This window comes from Erwinia papayae (assembly GCF_058241465.1).
Map to the genome: position 1 here is coordinate 1 of NZ_JBZCHT010000005.1, position 19,216 is coordinate 19,216.

Below are 19,216 nucleotides of genomic sequence, written 5' to 3' on the forward strand. Positions count from 1 at the left end.
TTTTTTATTTCCAACAGCAAGCCGCCATCATCCCGGTGGCGGGGTAACAGCATGTCTTCAGATAACGATCCGGGCTTTTGGGCCAGCGTGGTGTTGTGGCTCTATGCCCATAAAACAGAATGGGGATATGCGGGAGTAGCCGGTATGTTTTCACTACTGCGCAGTGCCTATGCAAAAAGCCCCTGGTCAAAACGAGTTCTCGACGCTGTGTCATGCAGCGCTCTGGCATTTTTTGCCGCGCCGACACTTCAGGTGATCGGTGCTCTCATGAACTGGACCATTCCTGATGCTGCCGCACAGGTTTTCGCTGTGTATATCGGCTACGTGGGTAATGACTATATCAGTGAAAAATTGCGTGGCTGGATCAGCCGAAAATCAGGAGATGCTAATGTCGGGCAGTGATAAAACTCGCGGGATCCGCAACAACAATCCAGGAAATATTCGCTGGGGCGATGACTGGAAAGGTTTAGTCCCACAGGCTCAGCGCACAGATAAGTCGTTCTGCCAGTTTACAAAGCCTGAGTACGGTATCAGGGCGATGATTATCATTTTGCGAAATTACCAGAGCAAATACGGTCTGAAAACTATCACTGGCATCATTACGCGCTGGGCACCACCGAATGAGAATGACACTCCGGCTTATATCAAAAGCGTGGCTACGGCGACAGGCACTGATGCTGATAAACCAATCGACCTGACCGACTCACGAAAACTCTTTCCGCTTTTACAGGCGATTATCAAACACGAGAACGGCAGTCAGCCCTACGCATTTGACGTATTTGTGCGGGCGCTCGACCTCGTCTGAAAACAGGAGGCGTCATGGCTGTTATCAACTTCTTCAGAAACTATTCACACCTCATTGTTATAGCGCTTATCTGCGGAGCGCTCTGGATGCTGAATGCCAGAAATCTCCAGCTTGAGGCAACAAATCACAGGCTTGAACAACTGACGGACAGTAAAGACGAGCAGATTAACGATTTGCGCTCAAAGAATGACGGTTTGGCCGACAGCGTCAACGACCTCGCCAAAGCTGTCCAGCAGCAGAACGGGGTTATGTCTCAGGTTGCAGAACAACGGGCTGTCACAGCACAGCAGAACAGGAAGCTCCAGAATGAAATCAAGCGTTATCTCGCGGCTGACAAGTGCGCTGTTGCTCCTGTTCCCGCTGATGCTGTTGACAGGTTGCGGGACGCAGCAAAAGCCGCAGGTGGAGTACAGGACAATAAAGCCGCCGTATCTCAGCCTGCCATTGGAGCTGACAAGCCCAATTGATTTACCGGAGATTGCGCCCGGACTGAGCTGGGGCGACAGCGTTGCACTGAATGCTGACCTGATCGCGCTGGTGGGTCAGTGCAACATTGACCGGGCAGCTATCCGAAAAATTGAATCATTTAGATAAGGCAAAACATGAACGACCAGGCCAATAAAATTCTTGCTGAGTTGTTGCAGAAAGCCAGTAACGGCATTGATTCAGCAGTGACATTCAGTCAGGCGCAGATTCCTGATGTCATTCATCAGTTACTGCTGTGGAACCTTACCAAAAGCATTGTTATGACAGTTCTGGCTCTCATATCTGTTTTCCCGGTTTTGTGGCTGGTTCGCTATTCCCTGCGCCGCATACCAGATGGCGTCTTCCTGTCTGGAGAGATTTACTCATGGGAGGTGGGTAAGCCTAAATACAAGCCCAGTCTTGTCTGGGACAGTAAGGGTGACATCTCCCCGGTAGTTATGCTCCCAACTTTCTTACTGGCCGTGTGGCTATTGTGGTTTCTGCAATCAATAAGCGACCTGACATGGCTGAAAATCTGGTTAGCTCCGAAGCTTTACCTTATTGAATACGCCTCAAGTTTAATCAAGTAAGCAACATAAGGCTTCAAGCCAATGAAAGCATTAATCACCTGGCTGAAAAGCCTAATTAACAGAGCGAGGAAAAATATGGATGGTGTAGAAAACGCTGACACTCAGGCTGAAGCGCAGACGGCCCCGGCAGAAGTTCAGACAGTACCGGAAGCCCAAGCGACTGCACAGGATCAACTTAAATCAGGCGTACAGGATCTGGATAAAGCGCTGACGCTCATTGAGCAGGGCGTTGCCCTGCTGGGTGCGGCTGCAAAAGATGAGTTTGTCGCACTGGCAAAAAAATACCTGTAATCAGAAGTCCATATCACAAGAGCCTCGGCATAGTCCGGGGCTTTTTTATATGCATTTCACCGCGCACCCCACGCGCATCTCAACGAGAGCCTTTCAGTAAGCGAGCCTGAGAATAGCCGTTATAGGTGGCGACCTCTCTCGGGCGGCCTTTCTGTGGGACAGGCTCACTTTCTAAAAGGTAAAACGCTATGACATGTCCAACCGTGATCGTAAACGGCGTATCAGTTCGCGTTGACAGCGAAGGACGCTACAACCTGAATGACCTGCACGCAGCTGCGGTATTAAAGGGAAAGGCTACTGACTCCCAGCGCCCGGGGGAGTTTTTAAAGAGTCAGCAAATACGCCGATTTGTAGCCGCTTTGAGCGATGCGACAAAAATCGCATCGGTTCAGACCATTAAGGGTGGCAAAGAGCAAGGCTCATGGGGGCTGGAACTGGTAGCCATACGTTATGCAGCATGGCTGAATCCTGTATTTGAAATTCTGGTATATAACACCTTCAGAGAGGCAGTGCTAAATGGCATCAGCAATATGAGCCAGCTAAACCGGCTTGACCTGCTGATAGCAACTGAAAGCGAACAGGTAAGCGGCTGCGCACGAACCATGAACAAGTGGGGGCGAGGCGGGCGTAAAGCACTGCTCAATAACGCACGGGAACGCATCATCGAGCAGATGAATCCTGACATGATTGCTCTGATGGAAGGCAAAGCAGCGTGACCACGAGAAGGCGCATTTGCGAGTGCGCCTGATGATAATTGATTCTGCTTCACTAAAAACATTATTAACACTAATGTATGAGCTTCATTTATGAAAAGGGTGCTCACATGAGTTATGAGATGTATGAAGTGGTTAAGCAGTACAATTTTGAGATACATGGGTTTGGCCAAGTAAAGGCAGACATTATCAAATGCATAAAGCCTGTGCTAAATACTCCATATATGTGGCGAACTAATTACATCTATGATGGCTATGCTCCTAATCATGGTATGTCACTGCAAAATGCAGAAACTGAGCTGATCCATTACATTGAGCATTTCGATACTGAATCAGCTGAACTCGATGATAATTTTTAAATGAGCCGCCTACGGGCGGTTTTTCATTGGAGTGAAAATGGACGTTATGATTGATGGCGTTCGATACTCGCCATTAACAAGCCGCACATCAAATATTGGCATTGCCATCACCACGCACAACCGTCACGACATTTTATCCTGCGCTCTTGAACATCAACTCAAACATCTGCCAGCCGGTGCGATGGTGGTTGTTATTGATGACGGTTCCACAAAACCTGTGTCCGTGCCGGATGGCGTTAAGCTGATCCGCAGTGAAACGTCACGCGGTATCGTTGCATCTAAAAACGCCAGTCTTGAAGCCCTGATTGATGCAGGGTGCGAAAATTGTTTCTTGTGGGACGATGACGCCTGGCCTGTTGCGGGTGGATGGGAGCAACCTTATATCGCCTCACCTGAACCACACCTTGCTTACCAGTTTAAGGACTTCGCCACCGGGCAAAAACTTAACGATATCGCAGTGCTGTATCGTGACGATAAACACGTTGCCTACACCGGCCAGCGTGGCGTGATGCTTTATTACCACCGCAGCGTGATTGAAAAGGTTGGAGGCTTCGATACGGTCTATGGTCGCGGGATGTATGAGCACAGCGATTTAGCCCTGCGGATCCACAACGCCGGGTTAACGAGCTGGGCATTTGCTGACGTGGCTGGCTCTGAAAAGCTGATTTACTCGCTGGATGAGCATCAGGCGGTTGAACGATCAGTACCGCGCCCGGACAGGGAACAGCAGGTAAAGAACAACGTCAGCATTCACAATGCCCGGCGCGAAGCTGGCTATACCGGCTATGCAGAGTACCGGCAGCAAAAGAATCTGGTGATCACCTCATTGCTGACCAGCCAGCCAGACCCTCAGCGCGGCAACAGAATGACGCCAGCAGCTGGCATGTTGAGTCGATGGGCGGCATCTATTCGTGGTGCTGACGCGGTTGTGCTGGTGGATGAACTGGAAACGGGAATTGCAGGCACAACGCTTCACCGCGTTCCTGATGTGGCAATGAATGTTTATTTCCGTCGCTGGCTGCATATCTGGCAATACCTGCGTGAACACCCTGAATATCATCTCGTCTGGTGTACCGATGGTACTGACGTTGAAATGTTGCGGGAACCGTGGCAGGAGATGGAGCCAGGAAAAATCTATGTTGGCTCTGAGCCAAAGACTTACGCTGACGCATGGGCAAGAGATAATCATCCGGAAGCCTGCTATCAGCAATTCCTGAATGAGCACCGCAACGAGCTGATGCTTAACGCTGGCCTGCTGGGTGGTAGTCGTGAAGACATCATGGCATACGCTCACGGCATTGTGCGCATCTGGTATCGCACCGAGTCGAACCGGTTCTGGGGGAAAGAGAAGGGCAAGCCGTGCGTGGGCGATATGATCGCATTCGGCATGGTGGGCTACCAGCAACGCGATAAACTGGTGACCGGCCCACGCATTAACACATTATTCAAAACCAACGGCACTGGCCGGGAGTATGCATGGTGGCAGCACAAATAATGTTTGTGGTGGTCGGTCATCACTCCCGCCGCAGTATGGCTCAACGTCTGGCTGAATCTCTGGGTGCACTCACCCTCATTGATGAGGGAGACAACGGTGCAAACTGGAATCACCGCCGCGCCATACAATTGGCAAGCCAGCAGGGTTGCCGTGTGGTTATCCTGGAAGATGATGCCATCCTGGTTGATGGCTTCACCGACAAGATAGCAGTCTGGCTTAACAGATTCCCTGATGATCTTCTGTCTTTCTATCTGGGGACCGGGAGACCACCACAGTACCAGATGCAGATAGCAGCCAGCCTGATAGAGGCTGACAAGCGGCAGGATGACTACATCATCATGAACCGCCTGATACATGGTGTGTGCTACAGCCCACCACAGGACAGCATCAGCAGCATCCTGAATAAGTGGAACCATACCAAAGCCGCTGACTATGCGGTAGGCGATGCCTATGGCGGACGTGTCGTCTATCCCTGTTACTCACTGGTGGATCATGCCGATGGTGTGCCGGTTGAGTATCACCCTGACAACGCGCCGCGCACTGAACGGCGTAAAGCCTGGAGGCTATCAATTGGACATTAATAACATCGCTCAGGCATACGCCACTAAGCAACTCATTGATGAGTTAATCCGCAAGCGGAGCCTGATATCTGAAGGTAGAGGGTTGAGTATCACTATTCAGTCTACCTATCAGGATGATGAGTTTAGCGGCGATGTTTCCTTACGTGTTGTCCGAGCTGGATAGACGAATAGCCGCCATGCAAAAGCAGATGGAGAACCTTGGCGTGGTATTCCCTAATACCGAGGCGGATTGATGGCAAAGCTCACAACGTTAAAGCCCCGACTCGCGGTTGCCAATACCCAACGCCTGAAAGCCATGACCGTTGCAGATCACCGCATGACTGGCTGGAAGCTACAGCAGCGCCGCAAGCGATTATGGGCAGCAAACCCTTGTTGTGCTGAGTGTGGACGGCTTACTGAGTATCCGCATGGCTTTGAACTCGACCATATTGTGTCACTGTATCAGGGTGGACCAGACACCGATGATAACTGCCAGATCCTTTGCAACGGAGAGAATGGATGCCATCGGAAGAAGACCAATGCAGACATGATGAGGTGACTATGGCCCAGCGCTGTAAGTGTGATGGCTGTGAACGAAAAAGAAAGGGCTGGCCCGGTTATCAGCCATGCGCATCCAAAGCCCCTATAGCGAAATCTCTGCCGCCACCCAAGATCAGATAATAATTCTCATTAGCAACTTAGGTAGGGGGGGGAGTTACAAAGTTCAAGCACGAATGACGCCGAAACCGCCCACCCTCTCACGCGCAGAAAATTTCCCTTTTTTTAAGGTTATTAACCCACCCAGTTAACCCTATAAACCTATGAGGTAACCATGCTGACAGGGCAGAAAAAGAAGTTTGCTGATGCCCTGATGAAGGGCAGCAATCAGCGACAGGCCGCAATTCAGGCGGGATACAGTGAAAAAACGGCGAAGGTGAAAGGAAGCCAGCTGGCCAAAGATAAAGACGTGATCGGTTATATGGAGAGGGTCAGGATAGTTAACCCTGCTGACTCATTGCCAGAGCCGGTTCCTCAGGCAGATTTACCCCCGGTAGAAACTCCGCTCCAGTTTGATGATCCCATCGCCGTGATGAAACGAATCATGAGCGATAACCTTCTGGTTGATCCGAAACTCAGCCTGGAAGCAGCCGCAAAACTTGCCCCTTACGTCTGCCAGAAAATGGGCGATACGGGCAAGAAAGAAGCCAAAGACGCAGCAGCGAAGAAAGCTGCCAGTAAGTTCAGCGGAATGGCACCGCCGAAACTGGTTGTGAGTAACGGGAGATAACAATGCCTGAATGGTCTACAGCGTGCATTGACTGGGCCATAAAGCTGATCAATCGGGAATCAATCATTCCGCCGCCGATTTTTGCTGATTCTGGCAACTACGCCCTGGCAATTTTTAAGGAGCTGAGGGTAACTGACCTGCCGGGCAAGCCAACTTTCGGTGAGTGTTCTGAAGACTGGGTCTTTGATTTCGTGCTGGCGATATTTGGTGGTTATGACCAGCAGACCGGGAATCAGTTGATACGTGAGTATGGACTGCTGATTAGTAAGAAGAATACCAAATCGACCATTGCTGCCGGGATAATGCTGACTGCGCTTATTATCTGCTGGCGTGCAGATGAAGAGCATCTGATTCTGGCACCAACAAAAGAGGTTGCCGATAACTGCTTTAAACCCGCTGCCAGTATGGTTCGGGAAGATGAAGAACTATCAATCATTTTCCATATCCAGGATCACATCCGCACTATTACCCACCGCATCAACCGCAACAGCCTGAAGGTAGTAGCCGCCGACAGCGATACGGTTTCGGGTAAAAAGGCCGGGCGAATTCTGGTTGAAGAGTTGTGGCTGTTCGGCAAAAACGCCAAAGCCGATGCGATGTTTATTGAGGCCCTGGGCGGACAGGTATCCCGCAATGAGGGGTGGGTGATTTATCTGACCACGCAAAGTGATGAGCCACCGGCTGGGGTATTCAAAAAGAAACTGGATTACTGGCGCAACGTTCGTGATGGCGTCATTAAAGACGGAAAAACGCTCGGGATTCTCTATGAATTCCCCCCTGAGATGGTGGAAAAAGAAGGGTTCCGCAACCCGGATAACTTTTACATCACCAACCCGAATATGGGTCGCTCGGTCAGTAAAGAGTGGCTGGACGATGAGTATCTCAAGCGGTCGCAGGAAGATGAAGGGAGCCTGAGAAAGTTTCTCGCCAAGCATCTCAACGTTGAGATCGGCATGAATCTACGGAATGACCGTTGGGCTGGCGCGGAGTTTTGGGAGGTGCAGGCCGACCCCTCGGTTACCTTCAAACAGATTTTAAGCCGGTGCGAGGTCATTGACGTTGGCATAGATGGTGGTGGACTGGACGATCTTCTCGGTCTGTCCATCGCCGGTCGCGACCGTAAAACCCGCGACTGGCTGACATGGTCCCATGCCTGGTGCCACGTAAAGATGCTGGAGCGACGTAAAAGCGAAGAAAGCAAATTGCGAGACTTTGAGAGGCAGGGCGATCTGACCATCGTCTCCAAAGTGGGTGATGATGCCGATGAAGTGGCCATGTATGTTTTTCAGATATATGAGGCCGGACTGCTGGATAAAGTTGGCATGGACCCCGCAGGTATTGGTGTGCTGCTGGATACGCTCATTGATGCAGGCATCCCACAGGAATTGGTTGTCGGGATCAGTCAGGGGTGGAAGCTGGGTGGTGCTTGCAAGACCACCGAACGGAAACTGGCGGAGGGCACTCTCCGGCATGCGCCCCAGCAGCTGATGAACTGGTGCGTAGGCAATGCAAAAGTCGTTATCAGTGGTAATGCCCCCCTCGTTACCAAAGGAGCCAGCGGGATCGGCAAAATTGACCCGCTGATGGCGCTTTTTAATGCCATCTCGCTGTTATCACTGAATCCGGCACCAACCAAAAAGGACTACGGCGTATTTTTCATTTAGAGAAATCGCTTTTTTTACAACCCGCTACGGCGGGTTTTTCGTTTCTGGAGATAAGGAAATGAAGCATCAACACGCTGTAAGCCTCCTGGTGGTTAAAGCGGTTAACGAGGATACACGGGAGATCACCGGTATAGCGACAACGCCAACACCTGATCGTTATGGCGACGTTGTGATGCCTGAAGGGGCTGAGTTTCAGCTTCCTATCCCGTTGCTCTGGCAGCACGACCATCAGTCTCCCATTGGTGAAGTTAGCAGTGCAAAAGTGACGACTGAAGGTATTGAGATTAAAGCCACGCTGGCCAAAGCAGATGCTCCCAGCCAGCTGTCCGCACGACTGGAAGAGGCCTGGCAAAGTATTCGCCTGGGTCTGGTTAAGGGGCTGTCTATCGGCTTCCGACCAATTGAGTACGCCTATATCGATGAGGGCGGGATCAGGTTCATCAGATGGGAGTGGTACGAGCTCTCGGTGGTGACTGTGCCGGCCAATGCAGAAGGCACGATCAACACCGTTAAATCTATTGATGAAAAGCTGCGGGCCGCGTCGGGCCAAAACCAGCCGGAGTCAACAACTGAGAAAACCGCTGGCGCTACAGCGAAGAAAATTACTCCGATTAAGGGAAAACAGATGAATATTGCAGAACAGATTAAATCGTTCGAAACCAAGCGTGCCACCCTGGACGCTGAGCGCGAAGCGGTGATGGCAAAATCCTTTGAAGAAGGACGCACCCTGGACGCTGAAGAAGAAGAGAAATACGACGAAGTATCCTCTGAAATCAAAAGCGTTGATGCCCATCTCGCACGCCTGCGAGACATGGAGTCCACCAAAGCGGCTACCGCAAAACCGGTGCAGAAAGCCGCTGGTGGTCAGGTTGTTACCACGACAGATAACCGTGCACCCGGCGTCATTCGCGTCGAGCAGAAGCTGGAAAAAGGTATCGGTTTCGCCCGTTTCGCCAAGTGCCTGGCCGCAGCTAATGGCAGTCGCAGCGATGCGCTGGAGATTGCTAAATCACAGTATAAGGATGATGCCAGGCTACACCATGTTATCAAGTCTGCCGTAGGTGCTGGGTCAACTACCGATCCGACATGGGCGGGAAGCCTGGTTGAGTACCAGGAATATGCTCAGGACTTTATTGAATTCCTGCGCCCTCAGACCGTCATTGGCCGTTTTGGTCAGGGGGCAATTCCTGCACTGCGCAGCGTACCTTTTAATGTGCGCATCCCCGCTCAGACTTCTGGCGGTTCAGCTAACTGGGTAGGCCAGGGTAAAGCCAAACCGCTGACCAAATTTGATTTTGAGTCCATCACCTTTGGTTTTGCAAAAGTGGCCGCGATTGCTGTTCTGACCGATGAGCTGATCCGCTTCTCCAATCCTGCTGCCGATGCGCTTGTGCGTAATGCGCTGGCAGAAGCAGTTATTGCCCGACTGGATACGGACTTTATCGACCCTAAAAAAGCAGAAACGGCTGGCGTGTCTCCTGCATCAATCACTAATGGCATCACTACCATTTCTTCAACCGGTAGTCCTGATGATGATGCACAGGCTGCATTTGCTACTTTTGTGACTGCGAATCTACAGCCCACAGGTGCCGTCTGGCTTATGTCCAGTACGAACGCACTGGCGCTATCTATGCGTAAGAATGCGCTTGGCCAGAAAGAATACCCTGAAATGACTATGCTGGGTGGCACTTTCCAGGGCCTGCCGGTCATTGTCTCGCAGTATGTAGGCAGCTACCTGATCCTGGTGAATGCGCCGGATATTTACCTCGCAGATGATGGCGGTGTTGCGGTGGATATGTCTCGCGAAGCATCACTGGAAATGGAAAGCGCTCCTACTGGTGACAGCACCACACCGACGCCAGTAGAGATGGTTTCCATGTTTCAAACCAACAGCGTTGCCATCCGTGCCGAACGCTGGATTAACTGGAAGCGCCGCCGCAATGCTGCTGTTGCAGTCATCTCAGGCGTTAACTACGGTACCAATCCGGGAAGTTAAGGAGATGCGGGGAGAAATCCCCGTTTTTTTCTATGAAGCAAGTCAGATATCTGAAAGGCACCCATGATGCCCATGTGGGTGAAAAACGTTTTTTGAATGACCGTGATGCGGAGATTTTGCGTCTGACCGGCTATGTTGAATTCACGGATACCGTCGAAAAAAAAACGGTAACCCGTAAGAAAAAATAAATATCAGGAGAAGCAGCCGATGTTCAGTTTTTTCCGCAAAAAGCCATCAGTAGAAAAGGCGTTGCAGGCTGCAAATGGAGGTTCATGGCGCAGAATTTTTGAATCATTTACCGGCTCATGGCAGAGAAACGTGGAAGTTGATGCCACTACTGTACTGGCTTATCACGCCGTGTTTTCCTGCATCTCCCTGATTTCTGCTGATATTGCTAAAATGCCGCTGCTGCTAAAAAAGAAGTTAAGCAATGGCATCTGGGAAGATCACGACGATGAGAAAATCTTACCTCTGCTGCGAAAGCCAAACAACTTTCAGACCAGAATGCAATTTTTTGAGGCCTGGATGAATTCCAAACTGTCGGATGGCAACACCTACGTACTGAAAATACGCGATCCAACAGGCCAGGTTACTCAGTGGCGCGTGCTTGACCCTAACAAAGTGACACCTTATATCACCGATGATGGGGAAATTTTCTATCAGGTTCGTCCGGATAATATTAACGGACTGGAAACACAGGTAATGGTTCCTGCAAGAGAAATCATTCACGACCGTTTTAACTGCTTTTTCCATCCCCTCTGCGGATTGTCACCCATCTATGCCTGTGGGCTTACTGCGATGCAGGGCGATGCCATCCTGACTAATTCCGCTAACCATTTTAAAAATGGCGGTAAACCTGGTGGAGTGATAACCGTTCCCGGTGCGGTGGACGCCGATAAGGCGAGGGAAATTAAAACTGCATGGGATGAGGGCTATTCTGGTGCGAACGCCGGTAAAACGGGTCTCTTAGCGGATGGTGCAAACTTTATGACTATCGCCATGACAGCGGTTGATGCCCAGATGGTTGAGCAGCTTAGCCTGACGGCCAAAATTATTTGCTCAACTTTTCACGTTCCCCTTTATAAGGTCGATACGGCCACAACCCCGTCTTATAATAATATTGAGGCGTTGGATCAGGGGTATTACTCCCAGTGTCTGCAAACCCATATCGAGGCTATTGAGTTGTTGCTCGATGAAGCGCTGGAACTTGACCCGATCACAGGGGTTGAATTTGACCTTGATGTGCTAATCAGGATGGATACGGAAGGCCGATATAAAGCTTACGGGGAAGGTATCGGAGCTGGGTTCCTTACCCCCAACCAAGCCCGCAAAAAAGAGAATATGTTGCCGGTTGATGGCGGAGATACGCCTTATATGCAGCAGCAAAATTACAGCCTGGCCGCGCTTGCAAAACGAGATGCTCAGGAAAACCCTTTCGGTACAAGCACTGAAACACAACACCAGAATCCCACTCAAACCCCACCGGCTGACGATCAAAGCATAAAGGCTCTGACTGAATCGGAGCAGTTCATCGTCAGGACAATAATGAAAGGACTGCTTACCCATGAATGAGCGTGACATGTCACTGTTGCAGGCCGTGGGCGCAGCGGTAAAAGAACAATTTACCGCAATGCAGAAAAAATACGATGCTGTACTCGCTGAAAAATCGGCAGAAATCCTCCACCTTGAGGAGTCACTGGCCGCGCAGGCATTACTGATTGAGGAAGTGCAGCGCTCAATGCCTGGTGAAAACGCCATTGCTCAGGCCGTGATCGAAAAGATCGAGGTGCCTTCAGCGCCTGAACTGCCGGATGTTTCCAGGATGGTCAGCGATGCCGTGGCCGCGATACAGCTACCCGCCGCTCCTGCACTGCCGGATATTGGTGCAATGGTGAAAGATGCCGTTACCGCACAGGTGTCAGTAATTGAGTTACCGCAGCCTAAACCCCTTCCTGATGTGGAAAAAATGATTACAGATGCTGTTGCGGCGCTGCCAAAACCGGAACTGCCTGCGCTGCCGGATATTGGTGCAATGGTGAAAGATGCCGTTACCGCACAGGTGTCATGTATTCAGTTTCCACAACCTGAACCGCTGCCAGACATCGGGCAGATGGTGAAGGATGCTGTATCAGCAATACCCCCGACAAAAGATGGCGAACCCGGTACAGACGGGAAAGACGCGCTTCAGATTGAAATTATGCCCTGCATCGATGCTGAAAAGTCGCACCCTCGCGGCACGTATGCCATCCATCAGGGTGGGCTGTGGCGATCATTTCAGAAAACAACCGGCATGAATGGCTGGGAATGCCTCGTTGATGGCATCTCAGCTATTGATATAAGCCAGGATAACGAGCGGGAATTTACCATTTCTGCTCAGCTCGCCAGCGGTACTGTCACTGAAAAGACATTCAGTATTCCGGTAATGATCTACCGCGATATTTTTAAAGAGGGCGAGAAATATTATCCGGGCGACAGCGTTACCTGGGGTGGTTCGGTCTGGTACTGCTGCAATGAAACAAGCGGTAAACCGGGGGAGCAAGGTGTTAAAGGGTGGAAGCTGGCTGTCAAACGTGGTCGTGATGGGAGGTCAAGTTGATGCTTGAATTTGTTACACTTGACGAAGCTAAATCCCATCTGAGAATTGATACTGATTCTGGTGATCATGACCTGCAACTAAAAATTTATTCAGCCAGCACTGCTGTGTATGACTACATACAGGGAAGTCGTGAAAAGGTTGTTGGAGAAGACGGTAAGGTAATTGAAGATTCGCCCGAACTGACGCGCGTTAAGCAGGCTACGCTTATTTTTGTAGGAATTCTTGACCGCGTTCGCGGAGGCGAGGAAGAGGCGCATTATCATCAGGGTCAATTACCTTTTTCTGTAACGAGCCTGATCTATTCGCTTCGCAAACCTACTGTTCTATAAGGGTGATCACATGCAGGCAGGAAGACTCAGAGAAAGGGTAACTATAGTTAACTCCACAACATCCCGCATGCCATCAGGTCAAAAACAGGATCACTGGCAGGATGGCAGAACGATATGGGCTGAGATTAAAAGTATCAGTGGACGAGAAATTCTAGCATCGGGTGCAGAAAAAGCCGAGGCAACTATTCGTGTTTGGGTCCGAATGACGGGTGATATTTCCTCATCATCCCGATTGAGGTGTGAATCAGGCATTTTTAAGGGGCAATTGATTGACATAGTGTCACCGCCAATTTGTGACTCACTTAACGACCGAATGGAAATTCTCTGTAAGCAGGGGGTGAAAACGTGATCGATACAAAACTCGACTTTTCCGGCCTGCTTGACCTGTCCGACGATCTCAATGCACTGAGCAAAGCCGAAAACCGCAAGGTATTGCGTGACGCTACCCGCGCAGCGGCCACGGTGTTTAAAGATGAGGCGGTCAAACGTGCCCCGGTACGCTCCGGCAGGCTGAAGAAAAACATTGTGGTGATGACGCAGCGTGACCGTGACGGCGGGATTGTCTCCGGGGTTCACGTCCGTGGCACCAACCCACGCACCGGCAACAGTGATAACAAACTGAAAACGAGTGACAAACTGAACGCCTTTTACTGGCGCTTTCTGGAGTTGGGCACATCAAACATGGCCCCGGTGCCGTTTCTGCGCCCGGCTTATGATGCCAGACAGGAACAGGCTGCGCAGGCGGCGTTTGAAAAAGCCAACGCGGCGATTGATAAGGCGCTGTTGAAATGACCGAAGCTGATATTTACCCTTTGCTGTCGTCTCTGGCATCCGGACAGGTTTACCCCTACGTGGTGCCGCTGAATGCCCAGGGTGAACCCGCTGTTTCACCGCCGTGGGTGGTTTACTCACTGAATTCCGAAGTTTCTGCCGACACCTTATGCGGTCCGGCAGAAATGACGGCTACCTTACAAATAGATGTGTATTCAAACAGTATTGATGAGGCCAGACAGCTACGCGAAAGCGTTCGCGCTGCACTGGTCCCGCTGGCGTTCACGCAGATGAATGACACCAACAGCTACGAAACGGATACGTCGCTTTACCGGGCCATGCTTGAAGTCCAGATCATGACCTGACATCCATTAAAACCTGACACGCCACCGAAAGGTGGTTTTTTTATGCCCGGAGAAAACATGACCAGTAAATATGAATTAACGAAGGGGATGTCATTCAGCGTTACCGCTGCTGCCGTCACCGAAGCAAACCCAACCAGTGCTCAGTGGCTGGATGCAGCCTGTGCCAGTAAGGAGATCACCTACACCGGGGGGCAGAAGTCGGATATTGACGTCACCACGCTGTGTTCAACCGAACAGGAGCAGACCAACGGACTCGCGGCACCGGCTGAAATGTCGATCACCCGTAACTGGGTGGGCGATGAAGCCGCGCAGCAGTCATTGCAGACCGCGTATGAAAATGATGAACTCCGCGCCCTCCGCATCCTGTTCCCGTCCGGCAACGGTTTTTACATTCTGGTTGAAGTGCGTCAAAGCACCTGGACCGCTGGCACATCTGCCGTGGTCAGTGCGACCTATTCCCTTCGCGTAAAGGGTAAGCCTGTTCCGATCGTTGCCAGCGAATCCGGCTCTTAATTTTCCACCGGCGCTTGCGGGCGCTGTTTTACTCGCTACTGGATAAAAATAATGACAGCAAAAAAATCAGCGTTATCCCTGCGCAGTCTTGCACTTGCGCCCCTTTCTGGCTTTCGCAGCAAAACCGTTACCGTGCCTGAGTGGGGCGGTGTTGAGGTGAATTTACGCGAACCCTCTGCGCAGGCCTGGCTTGAGTGGAATGAAATTATTGCCCCGCGACCCTCTGAGGGTAGCGAAGAAATCAGGCTGACTGCCGCGCAGGTCGCCCACCGTAATCTTCGTGCAGACGTGGTGCTGTTCATTGATGTCGTGCTTGATGAAGAGTCCATGCCGGTATTTCTGACAGAAGACAGGGATCAGGTGCAGGCGATTTATGGACCGGTACATGCCCGCCTTCTTAAGCAGGCACTGGACCTGAGCACAACACAGGCTGACGCCGACGCAAAGTAAAATCGCCCGGCACCTTCTTTCTTATGACGCTGGCCCTTCGTCTTGGGCGAACCCTGCACGAACTGACCTCAACCATTACCGCCAGCGAACTGAAGATGTGGATTGAATATGACCGCATCAGCCCGATCAGTGACCGGCGCGGCGATATTCAGGCGGCGCAGATTGCCACGGCGGTACTGAATTCGCAGGGCGGTAAAATCAGCATGGACGATGTGATCCTGCGGTGGGGTGAAGAAGAAAAAGAAGACGTGTCCGGGCTGGAAGGTTTTCTCAGTGAACTGGCTTAACAATCCCGCGCAGGCGGGCTGACAGGGTTAATTATGGCAACGCTGCGCGAACTGATTATCAAGATTTCTGCAAATTCCGCGTCATTTCAGTCGGAGATTTCCCGCGCCTCACGCATGGGTGCGGATTATTACAAAACGATGGAGCAGGGCGGACGCAAGGCGGCAGCGGCCACGCGGGAAACGCAGCGCTCCCTGTCCGAACTTAACGATCAACTGGCATCGGTAAAATCCACCGCCACAGGCATGGCGGGCGCATTTGCCGGTGCTTTTGCCACAGGGCAGCTGATCCACTTTGCTGACACCTGGAATCAGCTGAACGGACGGCTCAAACTGGCGTCAACCTCAGCAGACGACTTTGCCACCGCGCAAAGTACTCTGATGGCGGTCAGCCAGCGGACCGGTACATCGTTTGAAGCCAACGCCAATCTGTACAGCCGTATTGCGTCTTCCCTGCGCGATGCGGGCTATGCGTCGTCAGACGTCGCTAAAGTGACCGAAACCGTTGCCACCTCGCTGAAGCTCTCCGGGGCCAGTACTGAAGAAGCCAGTTCCGTGATAACCCAGCTCAGTCAGGCGCTGGGATCGGGTGTTCTGCGCGGTGAGGAATTTAACGCCATCATGGAGAACGGCGGCAGGCTGGCGAAGTTGCTTGCTACCGGTCTGAATACCACGGTGGGCGGTCTGCGCAACATGGCGAACAACGGCCAACTGACCACAGACAAGATTGTGCCTATCCTGACCAACGTCGATCAGCTGCGTAAAGAGTTTGATTCGCTGCCTGCTTCGATCAGCGGTTCCACTCAGAAGGTTGAGAACGCCTTTATGGCCTGGGTAGGTGGCGCAAACAATGCCGTGGGTGCGTCATCCACGCTCTCCGGTGTGCTCGACGGCCTGGCAAAAAACATCGATACCGTTGCTGACGTTACCGGCCTGCTGATTGGGCTGGGCGTGGCGCGGTATTTCGGCAATATGGTTTCCAGTGTTACCACGGCTACTGCGTCGGTTGTCTCCAATACCGCCGCTGAAGTGGCGCTTGCCAGCGCCCAGCTCAGAGCCACACAAACCAGCGTGGCGGCTGCACGGCAGGCTGTTTACCGGGCGCAACAGGCGCGTGTTGCTGCCAGCGGCATAGAAGCGCAAATCGCCGCAGAGCGACAGCTGGCGGCAGCACAGGCAACCCTGAATTCATCCATCGGAGCACGATCTTCGGCAGCAACCAGGCTGACAGAAACCGCGTCGGTGATGTCGCGCCTGGGCGGCAGCGTTCTGGGCATTCTTGGGGGATGGCCAGGCGTTATTATTGCTGCCGGCACGGCGATGTATGGCGTTTATCAGCATACTCAGCAGGCGCATAAAGAAGCGGTTTCGTTTGCTGATAATCTGGACGCTATTAACAGCAAGCTGGGGCAGCTCTCTGTAGCAGGACTGAAATCAACAGCCGTTGATGCCAGCGGATCGCTGGTGGCGCAGAAAAAAGACCTTGCCTCTCTGGACGATCAGATACGCCAGACGCGGGACAGCCTCAGCGCCATGCAGGTGATGGAAAAACAGTATGACGAACATCCCTGGCTGGCGCGGATTAATAATCTGATGTCGGTTGAGGAACTGACAAAGCGCCAGCAGGATGCCACCGATCAGCTCAACAAGCTGGATTACCAGCGTGAACAGGTGGCAGCGAAAGTTGAAGCCACGCAGAAGCTGGTCAACGACGCCAGCGACCTGGCAACTAAAAAGGCGATTGAGCAGGCTGGCGCGGTGTCCATTCTGAAAGGGGCATACGATCTGCTTAACCGGTCCATGACCGCCACCGGGGGGGCAACGCCACCTCAGTACGCCGGTCCGGTTGTCTCAACGGCAAAAGCCACGCCGCAGCAGTCAACCGCGCTGGAGAAGGCTCGCCGCGATAATGAACTGTCCAGCCTGGCAGGGTTGGAAAAGTTGCATCGTCAGTACCAGTATGAGGCAGACGATCTTCAACTGACGGGAGCGCTTTACACGAAGTACGTGTATGACAAAGACCAGGCGGCAAAAAAGGATGCGGAAGCCGCACAGGCGAAGAAGGACAGCACCGCCGCAACGAATGCCCAGAACAAAGCCGAACGTGAAGCCGCCGCTCAGGCTGAACAGTACAGCCGGAAAATGGCCGATCTCAGCGTGGCGCTTGAGGTTCAGCGCGTCCGTGCAAGCCAGGGTGAGAAGGCGGCAGAACTCTACGCTGCCGCGCATCAGGCCGGAACAAAATGGACCGATGAGCAGCGCAAAGCGATCCGGTCAGCCTCAACGGAACTGGAGACGTGGACGCAGCGGGCAGACGCCAATATCAAAAAGCAGCGCGAACAGGCAGAGGCGCTCAAGGATTTAACCGATGCGGCGCGGAAATATCAGGATGATGCGGCACTCACCACGCAGACCAGCGGCCTGAGCGACCGCCAGCGCACCCGTTTTGATGAAACCCAGCAGATTAACCGGGTGTTTGATAAAACCGACAAAGGCACACAGGCGGTGGCTGCACAAACCGCCGCGCTTGATGCACTGGACAAAAAATATCAGGCGCTGGCCGCGTCGCAGGCTGACTGGCGGTCAGGTATCAGTAAGGGGTATGACAACTGGCTCGAAAGTGTCAGCAACATATCCGGCACGGTATCGCAGGGAATAACCAGCTCAATGGACAGTGCGCTCGACAATATGTCAGCCATGTTGGTCGGAAGTAAGGCTGACTGGAAAAGCTGGGGGCTGTCCGTGCTCCAGATGATTTCAAAAGTGGCGTTGCAGATGGCTGTTGTGAATGCGTTGGGCAGTTCCAGCTCATCGCTGGGCGGCATTCTGGGCAGCGTTGCCAGCGGCCTGACCGGTTCTGCCGCAGGGAGCAGCGTTTCTGCCGGCGTATCAACGGGTGCAATGGGTGCAATGGGTCTCAGTACCAGTTTCAGCGATTATGACGGTGGTGGTTATACCGGTTCTGGCGGGAAATACGATCCAGCTGGCGTGGTTCATAAGGGTGAGTTTGTTTTCACCAAAGAGGCCACCGAGCGGATCGGCATATCCAACCTGTACAGCCTCATGAAAGGTTACGCCTCTGGTGGTGCGGTGGGTGATAACTCTGGCGGGGTTTCTTCCGGCGTGAACAGCTACAGCGGTACGGGAAACACAAATATCAGCGTTTATGCTCCGGTCACCATTCAGCAGGGTGAGACTGGCTCACAAACCAGCGCATCCGGTACGTCTGATGTGGCAAACCAGCTTAAAAACATTGTGCAGACTGAGATCACCAGCCGCCTGCGCAGGGAAATGTCTCCGGGTGGAGCGCTTTACAAGGGTTAATTATGGCGATTGACACATTTACCTGGTGTGCCAGAACGGAAGCCAGCGAACAGCTGACGGTATCAACGATTCAGGCGCAGTTTGGCGATGGCTATAAACAGGTCGCCAGCAAGGGTATCAACGATGCGGCTGAGTCATGGACGCTGGCCGTTAACGGCAGACTCACTGAAATGGCAACGGTGCGGGCCTTTCTGAAGGCTCACGTCATCACCTCCTGCTGGTGGACCAACCCCTGGGGGGAGAAAAAGTTGTACCGGGTAAAGTCGGATTCCATCAATCCAAAGTTCGTTAACGGAAACTTTGTGGAAATCACTTTTACCTTTGAACAGGCATTTGCGCCGTGACATGTCACGAACAG

Annotated in this window: 26 protein-coding genes; all 26 read left to right on the plus strand. The window is 52.2% G+C overall.

Going from position 1 to position 19,216, the window contains the following annotated elements:
* A partial coding sequence (locus AC3RPL_RS02870; protein ID WP_490738899.1) for a phage holin, lambda family occupies nucleotides 1-402 on the plus strand: 402 nt, incomplete at its 5' end.
* The gene (locus AC3RPL_RS02875) at nucleotides 383-805 is read left to right on the plus strand and encodes a structural protein (RefSeq protein ID WP_490738900.1); all 423 of its coding nucleotides are present in this window, start codon (nucleotides 383-385) and stop codon (nucleotides 803-805) included. The genes AC3RPL_RS02870 and AC3RPL_RS02875, both read left to right, overlap by 20 nt.
* A gap of 14 nt (nucleotides 806-819) precedes the next feature.
* Nucleotides 820-1,272, plus strand: coding sequence for an Rz lytic protein (locus AC3RPL_RS02880; protein ID WP_490738901.1), 453 nt, complete (start codon nucleotides 820-822; stop codon nucleotides 1,270-1,272).
* Complete coding sequence (gene lysC / locus AC3RPL_RS02885) at nucleotides 1,169-1,399, plus strand: Rz1-like lysis system protein LysC (RefSeq protein ID WP_490738902.1); 231 nt, start codon at nucleotides 1,169-1,171, stop codon at nucleotides 1,397-1,399. The genes AC3RPL_RS02880 and lysC overlap by 104 nt, the downstream gene beginning before the upstream one ends.
* A gap of 8 nt (nucleotides 1,400-1,407) precedes the next feature.
* Nucleotides 1,408-1,860: a hypothetical protein gene (locus AC3RPL_RS02890; protein WP_490738903.1), complete on the plus strand. Its 453-nt coding sequence runs from the start codon at nucleotides 1,408-1,410 to the stop codon at nucleotides 1,858-1,860.
* A gap of 21 nt (nucleotides 1,861-1,881) precedes the next feature.
* The gene (locus AC3RPL_RS02895; RefSeq protein ID WP_490738904.1) at nucleotides 1,882-2,151 is read left to right on the plus strand and encodes a hypothetical protein; all 270 of its coding nucleotides are present in this window, start codon (nucleotides 1,882-1,884) and stop codon (nucleotides 2,149-2,151) included.
* A 188-nt stretch (nucleotides 2,152-2,339) separates the two neighbouring features.
* On the plus strand, nucleotides 2,340-2,867 hold the full coding sequence (locus AC3RPL_RS02900) for a KilA-N domain-containing protein (protein WP_490738905.1): 528 nt from the start codon (nucleotides 2,340-2,342) through the stop codon (nucleotides 2,865-2,867).
* A gap of 107 nt (nucleotides 2,868-2,974) precedes the next feature.
* On the plus strand, nucleotides 2,975-3,223 hold the full coding sequence (locus AC3RPL_RS02905) for a hypothetical protein (protein WP_490738906.1): 249 nt from the start codon (nucleotides 2,975-2,977) through the stop codon (nucleotides 3,221-3,223).
* 37 nt (nucleotides 3,224-3,260) lie between these two features.
* Nucleotides 3,261-4,718: a glycosyltransferase family 2 protein gene (locus AC3RPL_RS02910; protein ID WP_490738907.1), complete on the plus strand. Its 1,458-nt coding sequence runs from the start codon at nucleotides 3,261-3,263 to the stop codon at nucleotides 4,716-4,718.
* Nucleotides 4,700-5,299, plus strand: coding sequence for a hypothetical protein (locus AC3RPL_RS02915; RefSeq protein ID WP_490738908.1), 600 nt, complete (start codon nucleotides 4,700-4,702; stop codon nucleotides 5,297-5,299). The genes AC3RPL_RS02910 and AC3RPL_RS02915 overlap by 19 nt, the downstream gene beginning before the upstream one ends.
* Nucleotides 5,300-5,531: 232 nt before the next feature.
* Nucleotides 5,532-5,837: an HNH endonuclease gene (locus tag AC3RPL_RS02920; protein WP_490738909.1), complete on the plus strand. Its 306-nt coding sequence runs from the start codon at nucleotides 5,532-5,534 to the stop codon at nucleotides 5,835-5,837.
* A gap of 273 nt (nucleotides 5,838-6,110) precedes the next feature.
* Nucleotides 6,111-6,566, plus strand: coding sequence for a terminase small subunit (locus tag AC3RPL_RS02925; RefSeq protein WP_490738910.1), 456 nt, complete (start codon nucleotides 6,111-6,113; stop codon nucleotides 6,564-6,566).
* A gap of 2 nt (nucleotides 6,567-6,568) precedes the next feature.
* The gene (locus tag AC3RPL_RS02930; protein WP_490738911.1) at nucleotides 6,569-8,230 is read left to right on the plus strand and encodes a terminase large subunit; all 1,662 of its coding nucleotides are present in this window, start codon (nucleotides 6,569-6,571) and stop codon (nucleotides 8,228-8,230) included.
* Between the two features lie 58 nt (nucleotides 8,231-8,288).
* On the plus strand, nucleotides 8,289-10,226 hold the full coding sequence (locus tag AC3RPL_RS02935; protein WP_490738912.1) for a phage major capsid protein: 1,938 nt from the start codon (nucleotides 8,289-8,291) through the stop codon (nucleotides 10,224-10,226).
* Nucleotides 10,227-10,258: 32 nt separating this feature from the next.
* Nucleotides 10,259-10,414, plus strand: a complete 156-nt coding sequence (locus AC3RPL_RS02940; RefSeq protein WP_490738913.1) for a hypothetical protein — start codon at nucleotides 10,259-10,261, stop codon at nucleotides 10,412-10,414.
* A gap of 19 nt (nucleotides 10,415-10,433) precedes the next feature.
* Nucleotides 10,434-11,798 carry a phage portal protein gene (locus AC3RPL_RS02945; RefSeq protein WP_490738914.1) on the plus strand — a complete coding sequence of 455 codons (1,365 nt, stop codon included), beginning with the start codon at nucleotides 10,434-10,436 and terminating at the stop codon, nucleotides 11,796-11,798.
* The gene (locus AC3RPL_RS02950; protein WP_490738915.1) at nucleotides 11,791-12,822 is read left to right on the plus strand and encodes a phage gp6-like head-tail connector protein; all 1,032 of its coding nucleotides are present in this window, start codon (nucleotides 11,791-11,793) and stop codon (nucleotides 12,820-12,822) included. The genes AC3RPL_RS02945 and AC3RPL_RS02950 overlap by 8 nt, the downstream gene beginning before the upstream one ends.
* Nucleotides 12,822-13,151, plus strand: a complete 330-nt coding sequence (locus AC3RPL_RS02955; protein ID WP_490738916.1) for a head-tail connector protein — start codon at nucleotides 12,822-12,824, stop codon at nucleotides 13,149-13,151. The genes AC3RPL_RS02950 and AC3RPL_RS02955 overlap by 1 nt, the downstream gene beginning before the upstream one ends.
* 10 nt (nucleotides 13,152-13,161) lie before the next feature.
* Complete coding sequence (locus AC3RPL_RS02960) at nucleotides 13,162-13,500, plus strand: phage head closure protein (protein ID WP_490738917.1); 339 nt, start codon at nucleotides 13,162-13,164, stop codon at nucleotides 13,498-13,500.
* Complete coding sequence (locus AC3RPL_RS02965) at nucleotides 13,497-13,943, plus strand: HK97-gp10 family putative phage morphogenesis protein (RefSeq protein ID WP_490738918.1); 447 nt, start codon at nucleotides 13,497-13,499, stop codon at nucleotides 13,941-13,943. The genes AC3RPL_RS02960 and AC3RPL_RS02965 overlap by 4 nt, the downstream gene beginning before the upstream one ends.
* Nucleotides 13,940-14,287 carry a tail completion protein gp17 gene (gp17, locus tag AC3RPL_RS02970; RefSeq protein ID WP_490738919.1) on the plus strand — a complete coding sequence of 116 codons (348 nt, stop codon included), beginning with the start codon at nucleotides 13,940-13,942 and terminating at the stop codon, nucleotides 14,285-14,287. The genes AC3RPL_RS02965 and gp17 overlap by 4 nt, the downstream gene beginning before the upstream one ends.
* Nucleotides 14,288-14,344: 57 nt before the next feature.
* Nucleotides 14,345-14,800, plus strand: coding sequence for a phage tail tube protein (locus AC3RPL_RS02975; protein ID WP_490738920.1), 456 nt, complete (start codon nucleotides 14,345-14,347; stop codon nucleotides 14,798-14,800).
* Nucleotides 14,801-14,851: 51 nt separating this feature from the next.
* Nucleotides 14,852-15,250, plus strand: a complete 399-nt coding sequence (locus AC3RPL_RS02980; RefSeq protein WP_490738921.1) for a phage tail assembly chaperone — start codon at nucleotides 14,852-14,854, stop codon at nucleotides 15,248-15,250.
* A gap of 23 nt (nucleotides 15,251-15,273) precedes the next feature.
* On the plus strand, nucleotides 15,274-15,537 hold the full coding sequence (locus AC3RPL_RS02985; protein ID WP_490738922.1) for a phage tail assembly protein T: 264 nt from the start codon (nucleotides 15,274-15,276) through the stop codon (nucleotides 15,535-15,537).
* Between the two features lie 33 nt (nucleotides 15,538-15,570).
* On the plus strand, nucleotides 15,571-18,858 hold the full coding sequence (locus AC3RPL_RS02990) for a phage tail tape measure protein (protein WP_490738923.1): 3,288 nt from the start codon (nucleotides 15,571-15,573) through the stop codon (nucleotides 18,856-18,858).
* A 2-nt stretch (nucleotides 18,859-18,860) separates the two neighbouring features.
* The gene (locus tag AC3RPL_RS02995; RefSeq protein ID WP_490738924.1) at nucleotides 18,861-19,202 is read left to right on the plus strand and encodes a phage tail protein; all 342 of its coding nucleotides are present in this window, start codon (nucleotides 18,861-18,863) and stop codon (nucleotides 19,200-19,202) included.
* Nucleotides 19,203-19,216 lie beyond the last annotated feature (14 nt).